Below are 18253 nucleotides of genomic sequence, written 5' to 3'. Positions count from 1 at the left end.
TACACAGGGTTGTGTCGCGGCTGAGGCACAAACAAAAACGCCCCGGACTAGGCCGGGGCGTTGTGCTTCAGCGCATCAGGCAATCACTTGCCGGTCCAGCGCTTGAGCACCAGGGTAGCGTTGGTGCCGCCAAAGCCGAAGCTGTTGCTCATGACCGTGTCGATCTTGGCGTTTTCTTCGGTTTTGCGCAGTACCGGCAGGTCGGCGACCTCTGGGTCCAGCTCGTCGATGTTGGCGGAGCCGGCGATGAAGTTGTTTTCCATCATCAGCAGGCAGTAGATCGCCTCGTGCACACCGGCGGCGCCCAGCGAGTGGCCCGACAGGCTCTTGGTCGAGCTGATCTTCGGCGCGTTGGTGCCGAACACTTCACGCACACCTTTCATTTCCGCAACGTCACCGACCGGGGTCGAGGTACCGTGGGTGTTCAGGTAGTCGATCGGGGTGTCGACGGTGGACAGCGCCTGCTGCATGCAGCGGATGGCGCCTTCGCCGCTCGGGGCAACCATGTCGTAGCCGTCAGAGGTCGCGCCGTAGCCGACGATTTCGGCGTAGATCTTGGCGCCACGGGCCAGGGCGTGCTCCAGCTCCTCAACCACTACCATGCCGCCGCCGCCAGCGATGACGAAACCATCACGGTCGGCGTCGTAGGCGCGCGAGGCCAGCTCCGGGGTTTCGTTGCGCTTGGTCGACAGGGCGCCCATGGCATCGAACAGGAACGACTGGCTCCAGTGCTCTTCTTCACCGCCACCGGCGAAGACGATGTCCTGCTTGCCCCACTGGATCTGCTCCAGCGCGGTACCGATGCAGTGTGCCGAAGTGGCGCAGGCCGACGAGATCGAGTAGTTGATGCCCTTGATCTTGAACGGGGTGGCCAGGCACGCCGAAACGGTGCTGCCCATGGTGCGGGTGACACGGTACGGGCCGACGCGCTTGACGCCTTTTTCGCGCAGGGTGTCCAGGGCTTCCATCTGGTTCAGCGTGGAAGCGCCACCGGAGCCGGCAACCAGGCCGGTACGCGGGTTGGAAACCTGCTCTTCGGTCAGGCCGGAGTCCTTGATCGCGTCCTGCATGGCAAGGTACGCGTAGGCGGCGGCGTGGCCGACGAAGCGATAGACCTTGCGGTCGATCAGCTCTTCGAGGTTGAGGTCGATGGAGCCGGAAACCTGGCTACGCAGCCCCATTTCCTTGTATTCCGGGTTGTAGCGGATACCCGGACGGCTGTTGCGCAGGTTTTCGGTGACGGTAGCTTTGTCATTGCCCAGGCACGATACGATGCCCAGACCAGTGATAACGACGCGGCGCATGCGAATAACCCTTAGAAATTGTCAGTGGAGGTGAACACGCCGACCCGCAGGCCTTCGGCAGTGTAGATCTCGCGGCCATCGACGCTGACCGAACCATCGGCGATGGCCATGTTCAGCTTGCCCTTCAGGACGCGCTTGATGTGAATGTTGTAGGTGACTTTCTTGGCGGTAGGCAGTACCTGGCCGAAGAATTTCACTTCGCCCGAACCCAGGGCGCGGCCGCGGCCTGGCAGACCCTGCCAGCCGAGGAAGAAGCCGACCAGCTGCCACATGGCGTCAAGGCCCAGGCAGCCTGGCATTACCGGGTCGCCTTCGAAGTGGCAGGCGAAGAACCACAGGTCCGGATTGATATCCAGCTCGGCGACCAATTCACCTTTGCCGTACTTGCCGCCTTCTTCGCTGATGTGGGCGATGCGATCGACCATCAGCATGTTCGGGGCGGGCAGTTGCGCATTACCTGGGCCGAACAGCTCACCGCGACTGCAGCGCAGCAGGTCTTCCCGGGTAAAGGCGTTTTGTTTGGTCATGCGAGCTCCTCAATAACCCCCTGTGGCAGGGGATGAATCTTCCCGGCCGGCCCGAAACGCTTTGCATCCGGGGCGGCAGCCTACAGGTAGACTATTGCGTTGTGGTGAAAGTCACAGCGCACCTGGCAAATGAAGTACAGGTGTGCACTGAAATGTTATTTTCAGGGCCGGCGTCGGTCCTGTCCAGTCTTTAAGACTGCCGCACTTTAGCATTTATCGCCAGTCGCGGCTGTCCGACCGGGTAACCAGTGGCCCAAAGTGCGCTGCAGGTCGGTGCGTTTGAATGGTTTGCTCAGGTAATCGTCCATGCCGGCGGCCAGGCAGCGTTCACGGTCGCCCTCCAGCACATTGGCGGTCAGGGCGATGATCGGCAGCCCGGCGCCTTGCGGCAACAGACGAATGCGCCGGGTGGCCTCGTAACCGTCCATCAGCGGCAGGCGGCAATCCATCAGCACCGCGGCAAACGGCTGCTGGCCGACCAGCTCGACCGCCTGGGCGCCGTCCATGGCCAGGCCGACCTCGAAGCCCAGGCTGCGCAGCATGGCCTCGATCACGCTCTGGTTGACCGGGTTGTCTTCCACCAGCAGGATCCGCTCGCCATCGTGGCCAGGCAGCTCTGCCGTGGCCGCGCCTGGCGGCAGTGCCGCCGGGCTGTTCGACAGCGCCAGGGGCATTTCCAGGGTGAAGGTCGAGCCCAGCCCTTCGCGGCTTTCGGCGCGCAACTGGCCACCCATGCGCTCGGCCAGGGTGCGGGCGATCGACAGGCCCAGGCCAGTGCCGCCGTAACGGCGCGAAATCGAGCTGTCGGCCTGCTGGAAGGCCACGAACATCATTTCCAGGCGGTTGCTGTCGATGCCGATGCCGGTGTCACGCACCGCACAGGTGAACCACAGCAGCTGGCGGTCGAGCAATTGCCAGCGTGCCTCCACCGCCACCTCGCCGCGCTCGGTGAACTTCAGCGCATTGCCCACCAGGTTGAGCAAAATCTGCCGGATGCGCGTCGGGTCGCCGATCACCTGCTGCGCCGCCGGGGCCTGCGGCAGTTGCAGGCGTAGCGTGAGGCCGCGTTGCTGGGCGGTATGCTGGAACGACTGCACGCAACTGGTGATCAGCTCGGCGAGGTTGAAGTCGATGTGTTCCAGCTCAAGCGTGGTGCGCTCGATCCGCGAGAAGTCGAGGATGTCGTTGATCACTTTCAGCAGGTGCCCGGTGGACTCGCTGGCCACGGCGGTGTACTCGGCCTGCTCGCCGGTCAAACGGGTGGTCTCGAGCAGTTGCAGCATGCCCAGCACGCCGTTCATGGGCGTGCGCAGCTCATGGCTCATCATCGCCAGGAAGTCGGACTTGGCGCGGTTGGCCTGCTCGGCTTCCTCGCGGGCCTGGATCAGTTGGCCCATGGCCTGTTGCTGTTCGTGGGCGGCGTGGTCCAGGGCGCTGGCCAGGTTGTTGATGTGCCTGGCCAGGTGGCCCAGTTCGCTGTCGTCGACCACCGGCAGTGGCGCGTTGAAGTCGCCCTGCTGGATGGCCTTGACCGCATGGCCCATGTCGCTGATGGGCTTGGACAGGCTCATGGCCAGGCGCCGCGCCAGCAGGAAGGTGAACAGCAGGGCGAACAGTGCCAGGATGCCGGCCTTGATGACGATTTCCTGCTGGCGCTGGCTGAAGGCGTCGTCCGACATGCCGACGATCACCCGCCCGAGATAGTCGTCACCGATGCTCGGCAACTGCGGCTTGCCCTGCAGAAAGTCGTTGTCCAGGCGAATCTGCTGCAGGCGGATCGGTGCCTGGAACACCTCCACGCGCTGGGCGCGGTTTTGGCTTTCGTCGGGCTGCTCGACGTACACCAGGATGTGATTACGGCTGTCCTGCACTTCGAGAAAGCGCACGTGGGGGATGCTCAAGGTGGCGCGCATCAGGCTGTCGAGCACTTCGTTGTTGCCTGAGATCACGCCGTATTCGGAGGCCGGCGCCAGCTGATTGGCGATCAGTTGCCCGGTGTGGTTGAGCTCCTGGCGCAAGTCCTGAATACGCACGAAGGTGAAGAAGCTGATCAACAGCAAGGTGAGCAGCAGGGCGGGGCCCAGGCTGATGATCTGGGTGCGGGTATGGATATCCCAGCTCAGGCGTTTGCTCATGGGGTGGGTTCTCCTGCGGCCACGGCCTTGGCGGCGGCGCTGGGCTCGATGGCTTCGAGGCCCAGGGCGCGGGCGACCTGCTGGTTGCCGCTGACGCCGAAGCGCGCGGGGTAAAGGCTGCGCGGCCAGCGCGCCGGCGGCTGGTCGAGCAACTGCTCGAGCACGGCCAGCCAGTCGTCCTGGTCGCTGTAGGTACTGGCCAGGGCGCCGGCCCGAACGAACCCTGCGTTGGGGCCGATCAGTGCCATCTGCCGGCCGTAGCTGCTCAGCAGCACGTTCTTGGCCGATTTGGAGTTGTACAGCTCGGGGTCGTCGAGCCCCAGCAGCACGTCACTGTTGGCCAACAGGTGCTGCAGCGGGCGGCTGTCGCGAAGGTCGGGCCAGTCCTGGGCGACGATCTCCAGCCCCAGTGGCTCGGCGGCCTGGCGTAATTCATCGAGTAAAAAACGGCTTTGTTCAGCGTACAGCACACCAATGCGCCGGGCCTGCGGCAACAGGTAGCGGGCCAGGCGCAGTTGCCGCGCCAGTGGCGGGTCGCTCCACAGCAGGCTGAGGAACGTCGGGCGTGACTTTCCCAGGCGCTGCTCGGCCTGTACCCGGCTGACCCGCAGGGCCAGCGCCGGTGGGCCTGCGGCTTCAGTCAGGCGCCAGTCCAGCGCCGGTGCGTCGAGCAGTATCAGCCGGGTATCGGCTTTCAATTGGCCAGGCCTGGGCAGTTGCGCCACCTCGCGAAACGCCACCTTGTCGTGGGGGCGGCGCTGCTCCAGGGCGTTGACGAAGCTGCGGATGCCAGGCTGCTCCTCGGCGCCCACCAGCAGGATTTCGCTGGCAGACAGCGACCCCAGTGGTAGCAGGCACAGCAGCAGCAAGCGCAGCAGTACGCTCATCAGAACTCCAGCTCCGCACTGACGCTCAGGCGATGGCGACTGTCGTAGCGGTTCTGCACCAGGGTGGTGGGTTCGTCGTCCAGGCGCTGCTGCCACAGGGCGGCCAGCTCCAGGTTACTGCCCTGCACCTTGAAGCGCTTGGCCAGGCGCAGGTCGATGCGCTCGTAGCGGTACTCGTTGAGCGCGTCGTCACCGTAATAGAAGAGCGCACTCGACCAGCCATCGCCCCATTCGCGCAGCCAGCCGGCCGAGCCGCTGTTGCGGGCGGTCAGGCGGCTGTCGGCCGGGTTGCTGGCCCAGGCGTCGACATAGGCGTAGGTCAGGCGCAGGCGGTCACGGCGGCTCATGCGCCAGTCGAACTGCGCCTCGCTACCGCTGAAACGCGACTTGTTGGCGTTGCTGGCGATGTACTGGTTGTTCTTCAACGGCTCGCTGATCATGCCGGTGATCTCGTCGTAGAACAGCTTCACGTCCACGCTCAGGTCGATGTCGCTGAAGTAGCCGTTGTAACCCAGTTCGCGCGAGCGCATGCGTTCCTGGTCGAGGTCGCCCGGGCCGCGGGTCTTGACGAAGTATTCAGCGTTCTGCCGGCCGTACAGGTTGGGCGAGAGGTTTTTTACCGTGTAGCTCCAGTTGACGTTGTTCTCGAACATGTCCGGCGAGCGGATGGCCTCGGAATACACCGCGCGCAGGCCGTGGCGCGGGGTGATCAGGTAGTTCACCGCCACCCGCGGGGTCAGCGAATTGCCCGACAGCTGGGATTTTTCGTACATGGCGCCGCCCTGGACGATCCAGTGCTCGTCGGCGCGCCATTCGAGCTGGCCGAACAGGCGCCAGGTCTGGTCGTCGAGGGTGCCGTTGAAGTAGGTCTGCGAGTCGGCCTTGTCGTAGCGGTAGTTCATGCCGCTGACCAGGCGCAGGCTGTCGGTCAGGCTCAGGGTGTCCTGCACTTCCAGGTCGTAGCGGGTTTCGCGGGTGCTCTGATCGACGTCGCCGCAGATGGTGTTATTGCCGCCGGCATTCCACTGGTTCAGCACTTCCTGGCGCAGGGCGTTCAGCGCCGGGTCGCTACTGGTTGGCGGGCTGCCGGTGAACAGGCTGCGGGCCACTTGCTCGGCATAGTTCGAGTTGAGCTGCCACAGCCGCGTCAGCTCGGGGCTGAAGGCAATGGCGGCATCACAGGCCCGCCACACCTGCTGGCGGTCGAAATGCTGCGCCGAACCCTGCACATACAGGCTGTGGTCGGGGTTGAAGTCGATGTTCCAGCGCACCGAGCCTGCGTAATCCTTGGCATTGACGTCGGCATCGTTGCCGGCGCGGTAGTTGCCGAACACCGGCTGATAGGTGTACGGGCGCTGGTTGCTGCCTTCCTTGGCTGCCAGTTGCCATTCAAGAGTCTGGTCTGGTGCCAGGTAATGAATGGCGTTTAGGTTGATGCGGTTGAGCCTGCGGCTGTCGCGGTAGTCATGGCCGAACTGGTCTTCGTCGAAGCCATCGTCCTGCTGGCCCGACACCGACAGGCGCAGGTCGCCGCCATCCCATCCCAGGCCGTGGCTTACGTAGTAGTCGTTGATGCCGTCCTGGCCGCGGGTCAGCTTCAGCCGGGTGCCGTGGCTGTCGGCCGGGTTGCGGGTGAGGATGTTGACCACCGCCATCAGCGCGTTGGCGCCATAGCTGACCGTGTTGGGGCCGCGGAACACTTCGATGCGCTCGATGTCTTCAAGCGCCACCGGGATATCGCTCCAGTCCACCGTGGCCAGGCCTGCGCGGTACACCGAGCGGCCGTCGATCAGCACCTGCATGCGCCGGGCGTCGTTGACGTTGCTGCCGTGGTAGTTGACCGTGGGCTGGTTGCCGGCGCCGTAGCCGATCATCATGCCCGGCACCAGGCGTAGCAGTTCAGGTATGTCACGGGCGCCGCTGGCGCGGATCAGCTCGCTGTCGAGCACGGTCATGCTGCCCGGCACGGCGGCCGGGGATTGTTTCAGGCGGGTGGCGGTCAGAACCTGAGGCAGGTCCTGGTTGTCGATGAACAGGTCGTCGGCAACGGCCGGCCCGCCGAGCAAGGCAGTCAGCAGGAGCAGGCGAGGGTAGGGGGGCGTGCCAGGGAACACGGTACGACCTTGTTTCAGAAATGAATCAGGCATGTTAACCGAGCATTCAAGTTGCAAGCTATATGCTGCAAGCGCCTCGGTGGACCTGCCGCTTTTCTTGCCACTTGTAGCTTGAGGCTTGCGGCTTGCCCTTATAATGCGCCGGTCGCCACTTACTTTTACTGGTTAACGGATTGGATATGACTGAACAGCACCCTGTTGCAGTTCTTGGAGGCGGTAGCTTCGGCACCGCCGTGGCGAACCTGCTGGCAGAAAACGGCCACCCCGTGCGCCAGTGGATGCGCGACCCGGCCCAGGCCGAGGCGATGCGCAGCAACCGTGAGAATCCGCGCTACCTCAAGGGCATCCGCCTGCACGACGGCGTCGAGCCGGTGAGCGACCTGCTGCCGGTGCTGCAAGGTAGCGAGCTGGTCTTCGTGGCCTTGCCCTCCAGCGCCCTGCGCAGTGTGCTGGCGCCCCATGCCGAGCTGCTCGGCGGCAAGTGCCTGGTAAGCCTGACCAAGGGGATCGAGGCGCACAGCTTCAAGCTGATGAGCCAGATTCTCGAAGAGATCGCGCCCAAGGCCCGTATCGGTGTGCTCTCCGGCCCCAACCTGGCCCGCGAGATCGCTGAGCACGCCCTCACCGCCACGGTAGTGGCCAGTGAAGACGAAGCGCTGTGCCAGCGGGTGCAGGCGGTGCTGCACGGGCGCACCTTCCGCGTCTACGCCAGCGCCGACCGCTTTGGCGTCGAGCTGGGCGGCGCGCTGAAGAACGTCTACGCGATCATTTCCGGCATGGCCGTGGCCCTGGGCATGGGCGAGAACACCAAAAGCATGCTGATTACCCGCGCGCTGGCCGAGATGACCCGCTTTGCCGTGAGCCAGGGTGCCAACCCCATGACTTTCCTTGGGTTGGCCGGGGTCGGCGACCTGATCGTCACCTGCTCCTCGCCCAAGAGCCGTAACTACCAGGTGGGCCACGCCCTGGGCCAGGGCCTGACCTTGGACGAGGCCGTCAACCGCCTGGGCGAGGTGGCCGAAGGGGTCAACACGCTCAAGGTGCTCAAGGCCAAGTCGCAAGAGGTAGGCGTGTACATGCCGCTGGTGGCCGGCCTGCATGCCATCCTGTTCGAAGGCCGCACCCTGGCCCAGGTGATCGAGCACCTGATGCGCGCCGAGCCCAAGACCGACGTCGATTTCATTTCCACCAGCGGTTTCAACTGAACGAAGGAGCGACACATGAACGAAACGCCGCAAAGCGCCCAGCGCGTGTCGATCATCCTGCGGGTGCTGTGGATGCTGGTGTTCCTGGTGGTGTGGCAGCTCGCCGAACTGCTGCTCGCAGGCCTGGTGCTGGTGCAGCTGGTCTACCGCCTGATCTACGGCGCGCCCAGCCTCGGCCTGATGAACTTCGGCGACAGCCTCAGCCAGTACCTGGCGCAGATCGGCCGTTTCGGCAGCTTCCACAGCGAGCAGAAGCCCTGGCCGTTCGCCGACTGGCCGGCCCCGCGTGCCCCCGAAGGCGAGGCCCCCCACAGCGTGCCGCCGGCGCCGCACCCGGTGCGCGACGAGGAGCCCAAGCTGTGAAGCTGTGGGTGCTGCGCCACGGAGAAGCCCAACCACGAGCCAACACCGACGCCGAAAGGCGCCTGACCGAGCATGGCCGCGAACAGGTGCTGTTCAGCGCCGCGCACCTGCTCGGCCAGCCGTTGCAGGCGATCATCGCCAGCCCCTATGTGCGTGCCCAGCAAACGGCTGCCCTGGTGCACGATGCCCTGGGCTTTGCGCAGCCGGTGCGCACGGTGCCCTGGTTGACCCCGGAAAGCGACCCGCAGCAGGTGCTCGCCGAGCTTGAGCGGTTGGGGCTCGAACAGGTACTGCTGGTCAGTCACCAGCCCTTGGTGGGCTCGCTGGTCAGCCTGCTGGAGCATGGCCACCGCCAGCAACCGGCGCCCATGAGCACGGCCAGCCTGGCACAACTCGAGGGCGAGTGGCCCCTGGCGGGGCTCATGACCCTGCGCGCCCTTCACCATTCGGAATAACCCCGGCAACTGATATTTTTGCCAGTTGTTGCCCGCTCACCCGGCTTGCTAGCGTTATCACCAGCAAGTGATAACGCTGGCGTTTGGGGAGACAGGCATGAGCGGGCGATGGATGGAGCTGGTGTGTTCGGTTGACCTGCAACCCACACTGGAGAAGGTTCAGGACGATCAACTACTGGATTTTGCCGAATACAGCCTGCTGCGTGACAGTGCCGATGCCAAGATGTACCAGTTGATGGCATCGGTGCGTGGGCACCAGGGCACCGCAAGCGGGGCCTCGTTCGACGGTGAAGAGGAGCTGCGCCGCCTGCAGGACGCCAGCCAGCGCATGGCGCAGCTGCTGCAAACCAGCTGCCTGGCCCTGCGCCGGCTGCAGTTGGAGTACCAGGACCAGCGCCTGGCCCGCGAGGCGTTGGAGCATCAGCTGGCCTATGTCCAGGCCTGCCTGCGACGTTCCATGGACAGCTTCGGAAAGTTCTGATTGACCTGATCGCCATCGGCGATGACCTTTCCGAACGTTGCCGCCACTCCTTGCCTTGCCGACAATGGGCCATCACTCCTCCGAGCAGAGCAGGCGGCCATGTCGCAGCAGATCTTCTTCGCCCACGCCAACGGCTTCCCCTCGGCCACCTACGGCAAGTTGTTCAGCGCCCTGGCGCCGGACTACGCCGTGCAGCACCTGGCGCAGCATGCCCATGACCCGCGCTTTCCGGTGAACGACAACTGGCAGAACCTGGTGGACGAGCTGTTGCATCACCTTGCGCAGCAGCAGGCGCCGGTGTGGGGCGTCGGGCACTCGCTGGGCGGTGTGCTGCACCTGCATGCGGCGCTGCGCTGCCCGCAGTACTACCGCGGGGTGGTGATGCTCGACTCGCCCGTGCTGACCCGCGCCGACCAGTGGCTGATCCAGGCCGCCAAGCGCTGGGGGTTCATCGACCGCATCACCCCGGCAGGCCGCACTCTGGGCCGGCGCGAGGTGTTCACCGACCGGGACAGCGCCCGGCGCTACTTCACCGGCAAGACCCTGTTCCGCCATTTCGACCCTGAATGCCTGGAAGCGTATCTGGAGCATGGGTTGGAAGAAGCCGACGGCGGCCTGCGCCTGCGCTTCGACCCGGCCACCGAAATCAGCATCTACCGCAGCATCCCGCACGCCAGCCCCTTGCCGCCGCGGCAGATGCAGGTGCCGCTGGCGGTGGTGCGCGGCACCCAAAGCCGGGTGATCCGCCGTCACCATGCCCTTGGCGTGCGCGGCATGGCCCAGGGGGAGTACCACAGCCTGCCGGGCGGGCACATGTTCCCGCTGGAGCGCCCGCTGGATACCGCCAGCCTGCTCAAGGGCCTGTTCGACCGCTGGGGGCAGGCATGAGCCCGCAAGTGGAGGAAGTGCGCCTGGCGCTGGGCCATATCGAACTGGCCGCGCACCTGTTCGGGCCCGCCGACGGCCTGCCGGTGATCGCTTTGCATGGCTGGCTCGACAATGCCAACAGCTTCGCCCGGCTGGCACCGCAACTGAAGGGCTTGCGCATCGTCGCCCTGGACCTGGCCGGGCATGGATATTCCGAGCACCGCCCCCCAGGTGCCAGCTATGCCCTGGCCGACTACGCCCATGACGTGCTGCGAGTAGCCGAGCAGCTGGGCTGGCAGCGCTTCGGCCTGCTGGGGCATTCGCTGGGGGCGATCATTTCGGTACAACTGGCGGGCGCCTTGCCCGACCGGGTCAGCCACCTGGCGCTGATCGACGGCGTGATCCCGCCCACCGGCGCCGAGCAGGACGCCGCCGAGCGTTTGGGTATGGCGCTGCAGGCGCAACTGCGCCTGGATGGCAAACGCAAGACTGTCTACACCTCGCTGGACGAGGGCGTCGAGGCGCGCATGAAGGGCATGGTGGCGGTCAGCCGCGAGGCTGCCGAGCTGCTGGCCCGGCGCGGCCTTATGCCGGTGCCCGGTGGCTACAGCTGGCGCAGCGACAGCCGCCTGACGCTGCCCTCGCCGCAGCGCCTGGCCCAGGCCCAGGCCATGGCCTTCGTGCGCCGGGTGAAATGCCCGGCCTGCCTGGTGGTGGCCGCCGACGGCATGCTGGCGCGCCACACGCAGCTGCTGGAGCAGCTACCCTTCCAGCAGGTGCTGTTGCCGGGTGGCCATCACCTGCACCTGAACGACGAGCACGGCGCAAGCCTTGTTGCAGACTGTTTCAATCGCTTCTTTGGCTTTCCTTGACTTGCACCGGGCAAGTGTCGAGGCTTGGCGGGTTGAAAGGGAGACAACCATGTACATGCCAGACATCCATGCACCCAAACCCCGCAGCCACGAGGGCTGCCGATGAGCACACCGTTGCTGTTGCGCGGCGCCATCGCCGCCTGCCTCGCCGTCGCCAGCCCGTTGTTGTGGGCCGGCAACCTGCCCGTTCCGGTTGACGCAAAAGTGGTCGACCAGCGCCCTGCGGTCGAGCAGGAGCGGGTCTACCCCATGGGCCCGCTGCGCAAGATCAGCGGCCGCCTGCGGGTCGAAGACAAGGTCGAAAGCCGTGGCCAGGTCAGTTCGGTCACCTACGAGCTGCCGGTAGAGCGCAGCGCCCGCGAAGCCTTCACCAGTGCCCGAGAAACGTTGCAGCAGGACGGCGGTTACCCGCTGTTCTGGTGCCAGGGCCGCGACTGCGGCGAAGCCAGCCTGTGGGCCAACGACGTGTTCGCCAATGCCCGCCTCAATGGCGGTGACGAGCAACAGGCGTTCATCCTGCTGCGCCGCTCCGCCGAAGAAGCCGACACCCTGGTGGCGCTGTACAGCGTCACCCGTGGCAACCGCCGCGCCTACCTGCATGTCGAGGAGTTCGTCGCCGAAAGCCCGCTGGGTGACATCCTGCCCACTGCCGCCACCGTGCTGCGCGAGCTGCGCGACACCGGCAAGCTCGACTACCCGGACCTTGCCGAACCCCAGGCCAACTGGGCCGCGCTGCTGGCCCGCAGCCTCAACCTCGACAGCACCCTGCGCGCCAGCCTCAGCGGCAAGGGTGCCGAAGCCTGGCGCGAGCAGTTGGTCAAGGCCGGCGTGCGCAGCGCCCGGCTTGAGGTGGGCGATGCACCTACCGATGGCCTGCACCTGGAGCTGATCCGTTGAGCGAGCGCCCCATGCCCAACACCGACCGCCTGCTGGTGCAGATCCTGCTGCTGGCGCTGCTCGGCGCCGCGCTGTGGGTGATGGCGCCGTTCATCTCGGCGTTGCTGTGGGGCGCCATCCTGGCCTTCGCCAGCTGGCCGTTGATGCGCCTGCTGACCCGCGTACTGGGCGGGCGCGAGACCCTTGCTGCCAGCCTGCTGACCACCGCCTGGATCCTCATCGTGGCACTGCCGCTGGTGTGGCTGGGTTTCAACCTGGCCGACCATATCCGCGATGCCACCGCCTTTGTGCGTGACATTCAGGTCGAGGGCCTGCCCGATGCACCGGCCTGGGTGGCGGGCATACCCTTCATCGGCGAGCGCCTGGTCGGTTGGTGGCAATCCCTCGACCAGCAGGGCGCGGCCTTGCTGGCCTCAGCCAAGCCTTACCTGGGCCAGGTGGGCAACTGGCTGCTGGCACGCAGCGCACAGATCGGTAGCGGTGTGCTGGAGCTCACCCTGAGCCTGGTGTTCGTGTTCTTCTTCTACCGCGACGGCCCACGCCTGGCGGCGTTCGTGCAGCGCCTGCTGCAGCGGCTGGTGGGCGAGCGCGCGGAGTATTACGTGGAGCTGGTGGCCGGCACCGTGCAGCGGGTGGTCAATGGCGTGATCGGCACCGCCGCCGCCCAGGGCTTGCTGGCGCTGATCGGCTTTCTGATTGCTGGGGTACCCGGGGCCATCGTGCTGGGCCTGGTGACCTTCATGCTCAGCCTGATCCCCATGGGCCCGCCGCTGGCCTGGATACCCGCCACCGGCTGGCTGGTATGGAAGGGCGAGTACGGCATGGCGGTGTTCCTCGGTATCTGGGGCACCTTCGTCATCAGTGGCGTGGACAACGTGCTCAAGCCCTACCTGATCAGCCGCGGCGGCAACCTGCCGCTGGTGATCGTGCTGCTGGGGGTGTTCGGCGGGTTGCTGGCGTTCGGCTTTATCGGGCTGTTCATCGGGCCGACCTTGCTGGCGGTGGGGTATAGCCTGCTGCTGGACTGGAGCCGGCATTCGGCGCAGCGGTGAGCACAGCGCTTTGTTGTTGTCGATGTGTTGTTTGGGCTGGCCCCATCGCCGGCAAGCCGGCTCCTACAGGTATTCGCGATAGCCAATGTAGGAGCCGGCTTGCCGGCGATGGGGCCGTCTGCGGCAACGCTACTGCGCGGGCCCTTCACCGCGAAAGCGCTGCAACTCTTCACGGGTGACGAGCCGGTCCCCGTCGCTGTCGGCCATCAGCAGCAAGGCGACCGCAGCCTCGGTGTATTCCTGTTCGGTCACCTTGCCGTCGCCGTTACCGTCCCAGTATTGCAGGGTTTTCTGCGCCACCGAGGCCAGCACTTGCGCCGGGAATACCGTGCCCGGGCCGGCCTCGGCGGCTATGTGAGCGGCGATTTCGTCGACGTCCAGGCTGCCATTGCCATTGCGGTCGATGCTGCGGAAGATCGCCGGGGCCGCTGCCCGGGCTTCTTGCACGGAGAGCGCGCCATCGCCGTTGCTGTCCTGGGCGCTGAAAATTTCGTCGATGGACTCAGCGTTTGCCTGGCTGCAGAGCAGGCCGAGCAGCAGGCCGGCGGATAACAGTCGGGTGGGTGATGGCATGGGCAACGTCCTGTAGGCAGAAGGGGAAGGCAATCCAGCACGGCACCGTAGCGGGGCAGGCGCGCACGAGCCATAGCACACATGTGCTAATTGCACCTCCTTGCCCCGCGATCGGGCCTTCAGCCCAGGCCTCAATACTTCCAGGTTACTGAAGCGGTCAGGTTGCGTGGCGCGCCAAAGTTGGTGGAGCCTGCCGACTGATACAGCGACAACAGATACTTGCGGTCGAACACGTTGTTCAGGTTCAGCGCCGCGCTCCAGTGCTGGTCGAACTGGTAGCTGCCCATCAGGTCCACCAGCGCATAGGCCTCCTGGCGCACCCGGTGGTTGCCGTCGGCCTCGGTTGCGCTCTGCCACTGCACCCGGGTGCCGACCTTGGCCTGGGGCGCCGCCGGCAGGCGGTAGGTCAGGCTGCCGCGCAGGGTATGGCTGGGCACGTAGCGGCGGGTTTTGTCGCCGTTGTGGTCCTCGATATGCACGTAGGTGTAGCCGGCCGCCAGGTCCAGGCCCGGCAGCGCTTCGCCGGAGGCCTCAAGCTCGATGCCATGGCTGTCGTTGTCTTCGCCGCGGTAGGCGTACTGGCCGTTGATGATCTGGCCGGTGGTCACCGCCACGTTCTGCTGCTCGGTCTTGAACAGCGCAGCGCTGACGTTCAGGCGCTCGTCGAGCAGGCTGCCCTTGATACCCACCTCGCTGCTGGTGCCTTCCAGCGGCTCGATCACCCCGCCCGCACTGCTACGCAGGTACTGCGGCTTGAAGATCTCGGTCCAGCTGGCGTACAGGCTCCACTGCTCGGTCAGGTCATAGACCAGCCCGGTGTAGGGCGTGACCTTGCCGTGCACCCGGGTGTCGTGAGCCGAGCCGTAGCCCATGCCTTCGCCGTCGGCGCTGAGCATGCGTGCGCCGGCGATCCAGTGCAGGTCGTCGCTCAGGCTGAAGCGCGCCCCGGCGTAGACGCTTTTCTGTCGGTCGGTGAAGTGCTGGGTGTTGAGCTCATCGGTGTAGGTCAGTGCCGGCAGCGGTACGTTGCCGGCCAGGGCGTCTTCAAGGTTGACGAGCTGGTTGCCGCTAGCGCTGGCGTAATGGCCGCGCTCGTCATGCCGGCTGCGGCCGTAGTTGGCGCCCAGGGTCAGTTCATGCTCGCGGCCGAACAGGGCAAACGGGCCGGACAACTGCGCCTCGCCGGTGAGCTGGTGCTCGGTGCTGGTGGTGCGGTTGATGTAGGCGAAGGCGTCGTCGGCGGTGAAGGGGATGGCGTACAGCATCTGGGTGTCCTGATGCTGGTTGGTGCCGGTGACGGTGAGCTTGCCGTGCCAACCGTCGCCGAAGTCGTGGGCTAGTTCTGCGAAAGCACGCTGGGTGTGGATGTTCCAGTAGGTCCAGGGCTGGCCGACGCTGGCGCTGCGGCTGCTGTAGTGGATCGGGTTGCCGGCGAAGTCGGCCATCGGCAAGGCGCCCCAGGTGCTGCCGTTGGAGTCGCTTTTCTGCTCCGAGAAGCCCACCGTGAGGGTGTCGGCGTCGCTCAGGTCGAAGGCCAGCAGGCCGGCGGTGACATTGATTTCGTGGCTGTAGCGGTCCAGGTAGGAGTTGCCCTTGTCGTGGGCGTAGATGAAGCGCCCGCGCACCTTGCCGCTGTCGGTCAGCGGGCCGCTGACATCGAAGTCCACCCGGCGGTTGTCCCACGAGCCGACGCTGGTGTTGACCTGCGCCTGGAACGTTTTGGTGGGCCGCTTGCGCACGAAGTTGACGGTGGCCGACGGGTTGCCCGCGCCGCTCATCAGGCCGTTGGCGCCGTGCAGCACATCGATCTGCTCGAACTCGGCCAGATCCTGGTCGCCCAGCAACACGCCAGAAGAGAACGGCATGCCCATGCCGTCGAACTCGAAGTTGTCGATGGTAAAACCGCGCGAAGTGAACGCGGTACGGTCGGTCTCGAACTGCTCCACGGTCACTGTGGGGGCGTTGCGCAGGGCGTCCTTGACGCTGTTGAGCTTGAAGTCGTCGATCTGCGCGCGGGTGACGGTGGACACCGCCTGCGGGGTCTCCTGCGGGCTCAGGCCCAGGCGCGTGGTGCTGGCGGCCGGCCTGCCCTGGTAGCCACGGCTCAAGGCCTCGGCGTCGCCGAGCTGGTACTGGATTTGCGTCGGGGCCAGGGTCACCTCGCTGCCGGTGCCGGTATCGACCGGTACCAGGTACAGGGTCACCGCATCGGTGCGGGCGAAGCGGTAGCCGCTGCCTTGCAGGAGCCGCGCCAGGGCCTCGTCCGGCGAATAGCTGCCGACCACCGCAGTGCTGCGCAGGCTGGCATCGACATTGCCGTCCAGCAGTACGTTCTGCCCGGACTGCTGGCTGAACACCAGCAGTGCCTGGCGCAGGGGTTGCGCTGGAATGTTCAGCGCCAGCCTGTGCGTACTGGCTGCCTGGGCCGGCGCCGCCTGCGCAGGCAGCATGCCCACCAGCAGCGTGCAGGCCAGCGCGGCGCTCAAGGCGTTGCGCTGCCAGCGTGGGTGAAGGGTGGTGTACGGCGTGTGTCGTGTAGCCATTCAGGCGAGCCCCATGCAAATGCAGATATGCGAATAACTCTCAGTCCGCTTGAAGACGCATGGGGTGTGGAAATGTCTGATGGCGATGTAAAAAAATTCAGGCGGGGTAGAGCAGGGTGACCAGCTCGGTGTAGCGCGTGGTGCGCACGGCCAGGGCGCGGGACAGCACGTCGAGCATCTGTTCGGGGTGTTCCAGGTTGAGGATCAGGCTGACCCGGCGCGCGGCCAGTTGCTTGTCCATGATGAAAATCCGCCCCTGGCGCCAGCGTTGCAGCTCGCCCACCACCGTTGCCAGCGGTTCGTTGAAGAACACCAGGCGGCCGCTGCGCCAGGCCAGCGCCTGTTCAAGCTCGGCGCGCTGAATGTCGCCGGTGGCTGCCTTGCTGAAGCGCAGCGCCAGGCCTTCGCCCAGCTCGGTCTGCTGGCTGGCCGTCAGTACCTGCACCTGCTTGCGGCTGACCGCCAGCTGCGCCTCGGCGTGTTCGCACGCAAGGCAGAACTCGGCCTCGGCGGTACGCAGTTGCCCGGCCTGGGTGGTGATGCTGAAGTCGCCGGCAGGGCTTGGGCGCACGTTGAAGTAGGCCTGGCCGTGCAGCAGTTCGACGGCGCGGCGGGTGGCGCTGAAGTCCAGGTTCAGTGCCGTGTGTCCGGCCATTTCCAGCGTGGAGCCGTCGGGCAGTTGCACCACCCGGCGCTCGCCCACGGCGGTGCGCAGGTCGGCGAAGGGTGCGTCCACGCCCTTGAGCCACAGGGTACCGGTGCCGGCGGCCAGCGCCGCGACGCTGGCCGCCAGGCCCATGCCGACGAAGCGTCGGCGCGACAGCTGCGGCGTTGCCGGTGCTGCGGTAACGGGCTGTGGTTTGAGCAATGCAGACAGTGCCCACAACTGCTCAAGCTCGGCGTAGGCCTCGGCGTGGCGCGTATCGGCCGCCATCCAGGCCGCCCAGGCGTCACGTTGCTGCGCGCTGGGCGCGCCACCGTGCAGCAGGGCGAACCAGGCGTTGGCCTGGTGGCCGATGTCATCGCCTGCGGCGGTGTCGAGCAGGGGCGGTTGGCTGTTCATGGGCTCTGGGCTGTGCGGGCGGTTCACCGGGGCATGCCTTTTTTCAGCAGCTCCAGGGCCTTGACCATGCGGCTGTAGGCGGTCTTGGGCGAAATGCCCAGGCGCTCGCCGATATCGACGTAGGTCATGCCTTCGACGCGCACCATCAGGAACACCTCGCGGCAGGGGGCGGGCATATTCTGGATCACTTGGTTGAGCGCGGCCAGTTGCTGGTTGGCGATGGCGGCCTGCTCGAGGGTGACGCTGGGTTGGGCGGCGGCGGCGGCCTCTTCGCTGTCCAGCGGTTCGCTCTTGCGGTGTTGCTGGCGGCGGGTGTGGTCGATGAACAGGTTGCGGGCGCTGGAGAACAGATAGGCGCGTACGTTCTCGATGCGGCTGCGGCCGAGTTGTTCGCCTAGGCGGATGAAGGTGTCCTGGGTCAGGTCGGCGGCGGTTTCCTTGCAACGCAGGTGGCGGTCCAGGTAGGCCTGGATTTCCTCGCGGTGGGCCAGGTAGAGGGCCTTGAGATCTGAGCTGGACATGGTGGGGGGCCTGGCGGGCGGACGATGACGAGGCGGCACGGTGGCACAAATGAGAATTGCTTTTATTGGTATTTGTTGGGGGTATGGGGGTGTGGGGCGTTGGCTAGCTGGCGATTGGGGGCTTGCGGGTGGTTTGAATCTTGGGGGGACGCTGTGGTTAGTTTTTTAGTTTGTTAGTTTGTTGGTTGGTTGGTTTTGAAAGTTGTATGTGCATTCATTATTTATAGTGACGCTTATTCACCTTTCCGCCCTTACGGCGGGTAACTTTTTGAAGGATCAAAAAGTCACCAAAAAATCCCCGCTCCATTCATCCGGCCCCTGCGCTTCGCTCCGGGGTACCCTCACTCCGGGCTTGCTCCGGGGGTACGCGCCGACGGGCCGTCCCTGGCCCGAT

The 18253-nt window shown here is 65.6% G+C and carries 17 protein-coding genes; 8 read left to right on the top strand and 9 right to left on the bottom strand.

What is annotated here, in order from left to right; all coding sequences use genetic code 11:
- Positions 1-83: 83 nt before the first annotated feature.
- From fabB to ACI2KK_RS09335, 5 genes are all read right to left on the bottom strand, one after another.
- Positions 84-1304: a beta-ketoacyl-ACP synthase I gene (fabB, locus tag ACI2KK_RS09355; RefSeq protein WP_404668722.1), complete on the bottom strand. Its 1221-nt coding sequence runs from the start codon at positions 1302-1304 to the stop codon at positions 84-86.
- Positions 1305-1315: 11 nt separating this feature from the next.
- Positions 1316-1831, bottom strand: coding sequence for a 3-hydroxyacyl-[acyl-carrier-protein] dehydratase FabA (fabA, locus tag ACI2KK_RS09350; protein WP_404668721.1), 516 nt, complete (start codon positions 1829-1831; stop codon positions 1316-1318).
- 206 nt (positions 1832-2037) lie between these two features.
- Positions 2038-3966, bottom strand: coding sequence for an ATP-binding protein (locus ACI2KK_RS09345; RefSeq protein WP_404668720.1), 1929 nt, complete (start codon positions 3964-3966; stop codon positions 2038-2040).
- Positions 3963-4853: an ABC transporter substrate-binding protein gene (locus tag ACI2KK_RS09340; RefSeq protein ID WP_404668719.1), complete on the bottom strand. Its 891-nt coding sequence runs from the start codon at positions 4851-4853 to the stop codon at positions 3963-3965. Before ACI2KK_RS09340 ends, ACI2KK_RS09345 begins: the two co-directional genes overlap by 4 nt.
- Positions 4853-7000, bottom strand: coding sequence for a TonB-dependent receptor plug domain-containing protein (locus ACI2KK_RS09335; protein ID WP_404668718.1), 2148 nt, complete (start codon positions 6998-7000; stop codon positions 4853-4855). Before ACI2KK_RS09335 ends, ACI2KK_RS09340 begins: the two co-directional genes overlap by 1 nt.
- 146 nt (positions 7001-7146) lie before the next feature.
- On the opposite strand from ACI2KK_RS09335, the gene ACI2KK_RS09330 reads away from it, so the two are divergent.
- From ACI2KK_RS09330 to ACI2KK_RS09295, 8 genes are all read left to right on the top strand, one after another.
- Positions 7147-8172 carry an NAD(P)H-dependent glycerol-3-phosphate dehydrogenase gene (locus ACI2KK_RS09330; RefSeq protein WP_404668717.1) on the top strand — a complete coding sequence of 342 codons (1026 nt, stop codon included), beginning with the start codon at positions 7147-7149 and terminating at the stop codon, positions 8170-8172.
- A 15-nt stretch (positions 8173-8187) separates the two neighbouring features.
- Positions 8188-8535: a DUF4389 domain-containing protein gene (locus tag ACI2KK_RS09325; RefSeq protein WP_404668716.1), complete on the top strand. Its 348-nt coding sequence runs from the start codon at positions 8188-8190 to the stop codon at positions 8533-8535.
- A complete protein-coding gene (gene sixA, locus ACI2KK_RS09320; protein ID WP_404668715.1) occupies positions 8532-8990 on the top strand; it encodes a phosphohistidine phosphatase SixA in 459 nt (152 codons plus the stop codon). The genes ACI2KK_RS09325 and sixA overlap by 4 nt, the downstream gene beginning before the upstream one ends.
- 97 nt (positions 8991-9087) lie before the next feature.
- The gene (locus ACI2KK_RS09315; protein ID WP_404668714.1) at positions 9088-9471 is read left to right on the top strand and encodes a hypothetical protein; all 384 of its coding nucleotides are present in this window, start codon (positions 9088-9090) and stop codon (positions 9469-9471) included.
- A 99-nt stretch (positions 9472-9570) separates the two neighbouring features.
- Positions 9571-10359 carry an alpha/beta fold hydrolase gene (locus tag ACI2KK_RS09310; protein ID WP_404668713.1) on the top strand — a complete coding sequence of 263 codons (789 nt, stop codon included), beginning with the start codon at positions 9571-9573 and terminating at the stop codon, positions 10357-10359.
- Positions 10356-11210, top strand: coding sequence for an alpha/beta hydrolase (locus ACI2KK_RS09305; protein WP_404668712.1), 855 nt, complete (start codon positions 10356-10358; stop codon positions 11208-11210). Before ACI2KK_RS09310 ends, ACI2KK_RS09305 begins: the two co-directional genes overlap by 4 nt.
- A 102-nt stretch (positions 11211-11312) precedes the next feature.
- Positions 11313-12107 (top strand): DUF4892 domain-containing protein, encoded by a 795-nt coding sequence (locus ACI2KK_RS09300; protein WP_404668711.1) that lies wholly within the window; start codon positions 11313-11315, stop codon positions 12105-12107.
- A gap of 11 nt (positions 12108-12118) precedes the next feature.
- Positions 12119-13159 (top strand): AI-2E family transporter, encoded by a 1041-nt coding sequence (locus ACI2KK_RS09295; protein ID WP_404668710.1) that lies wholly within the window; start codon positions 12119-12121, stop codon positions 13157-13159.
- A 129-nt stretch (positions 13160-13288) separates the two neighbouring features.
- On the opposite strand, the gene ACI2KK_RS09290 is transcribed toward ACI2KK_RS09295, so the two are convergent.
- The 4 genes from ACI2KK_RS09290 to ACI2KK_RS09275 form a co-directional block, all read right to left on the bottom strand.
- Positions 13289-13732, bottom strand: coding sequence for an EF-hand domain-containing protein (locus ACI2KK_RS09290; RefSeq protein ID WP_404668709.1), 444 nt, complete (start codon positions 13730-13732; stop codon positions 13289-13291).
- A gap of 131 nt (positions 13733-13863) precedes the next feature.
- Positions 13864-16275 carry a TonB-dependent siderophore receptor gene (locus ACI2KK_RS09285; protein WP_404668708.1) on the bottom strand — a complete coding sequence of 804 codons (2412 nt, stop codon included), beginning with the start codon at positions 16273-16275 and terminating at the stop codon, positions 13864-13866.
- Between the two features lie 97 nt (positions 16276-16372).
- Positions 16373-17338, bottom strand: a complete 966-nt coding sequence (locus tag ACI2KK_RS09280; RefSeq protein ID WP_404668707.1) for a FecR family protein — start codon at positions 17336-17338, stop codon at positions 16373-16375.
- 23 nt (positions 17339-17361) lie between these two features.
- Complete coding sequence (locus ACI2KK_RS09275) at positions 17362-17859, bottom strand: RNA polymerase sigma factor (RefSeq protein ID WP_404668706.1); 498 nt, start codon at positions 17857-17859, stop codon at positions 17362-17364.
- Positions 17860-18253: the final 394 nt, after the last annotated feature.

The organism is Pseudomonas sp. NPDC089406 (assembly GCF_044900265.1).
Classification (GTDB): Bacteria; Pseudomonadota; Gammaproteobacteria; order Pseudomonadales; family Pseudomonadaceae; genus Aquipseudomonas; species Aquipseudomonas fakonensis.
The sequence above is the reverse complement of the archived record's forward strand: the minus strand, read 5'-3'. Positions and strand labels throughout refer to the sequence as shown.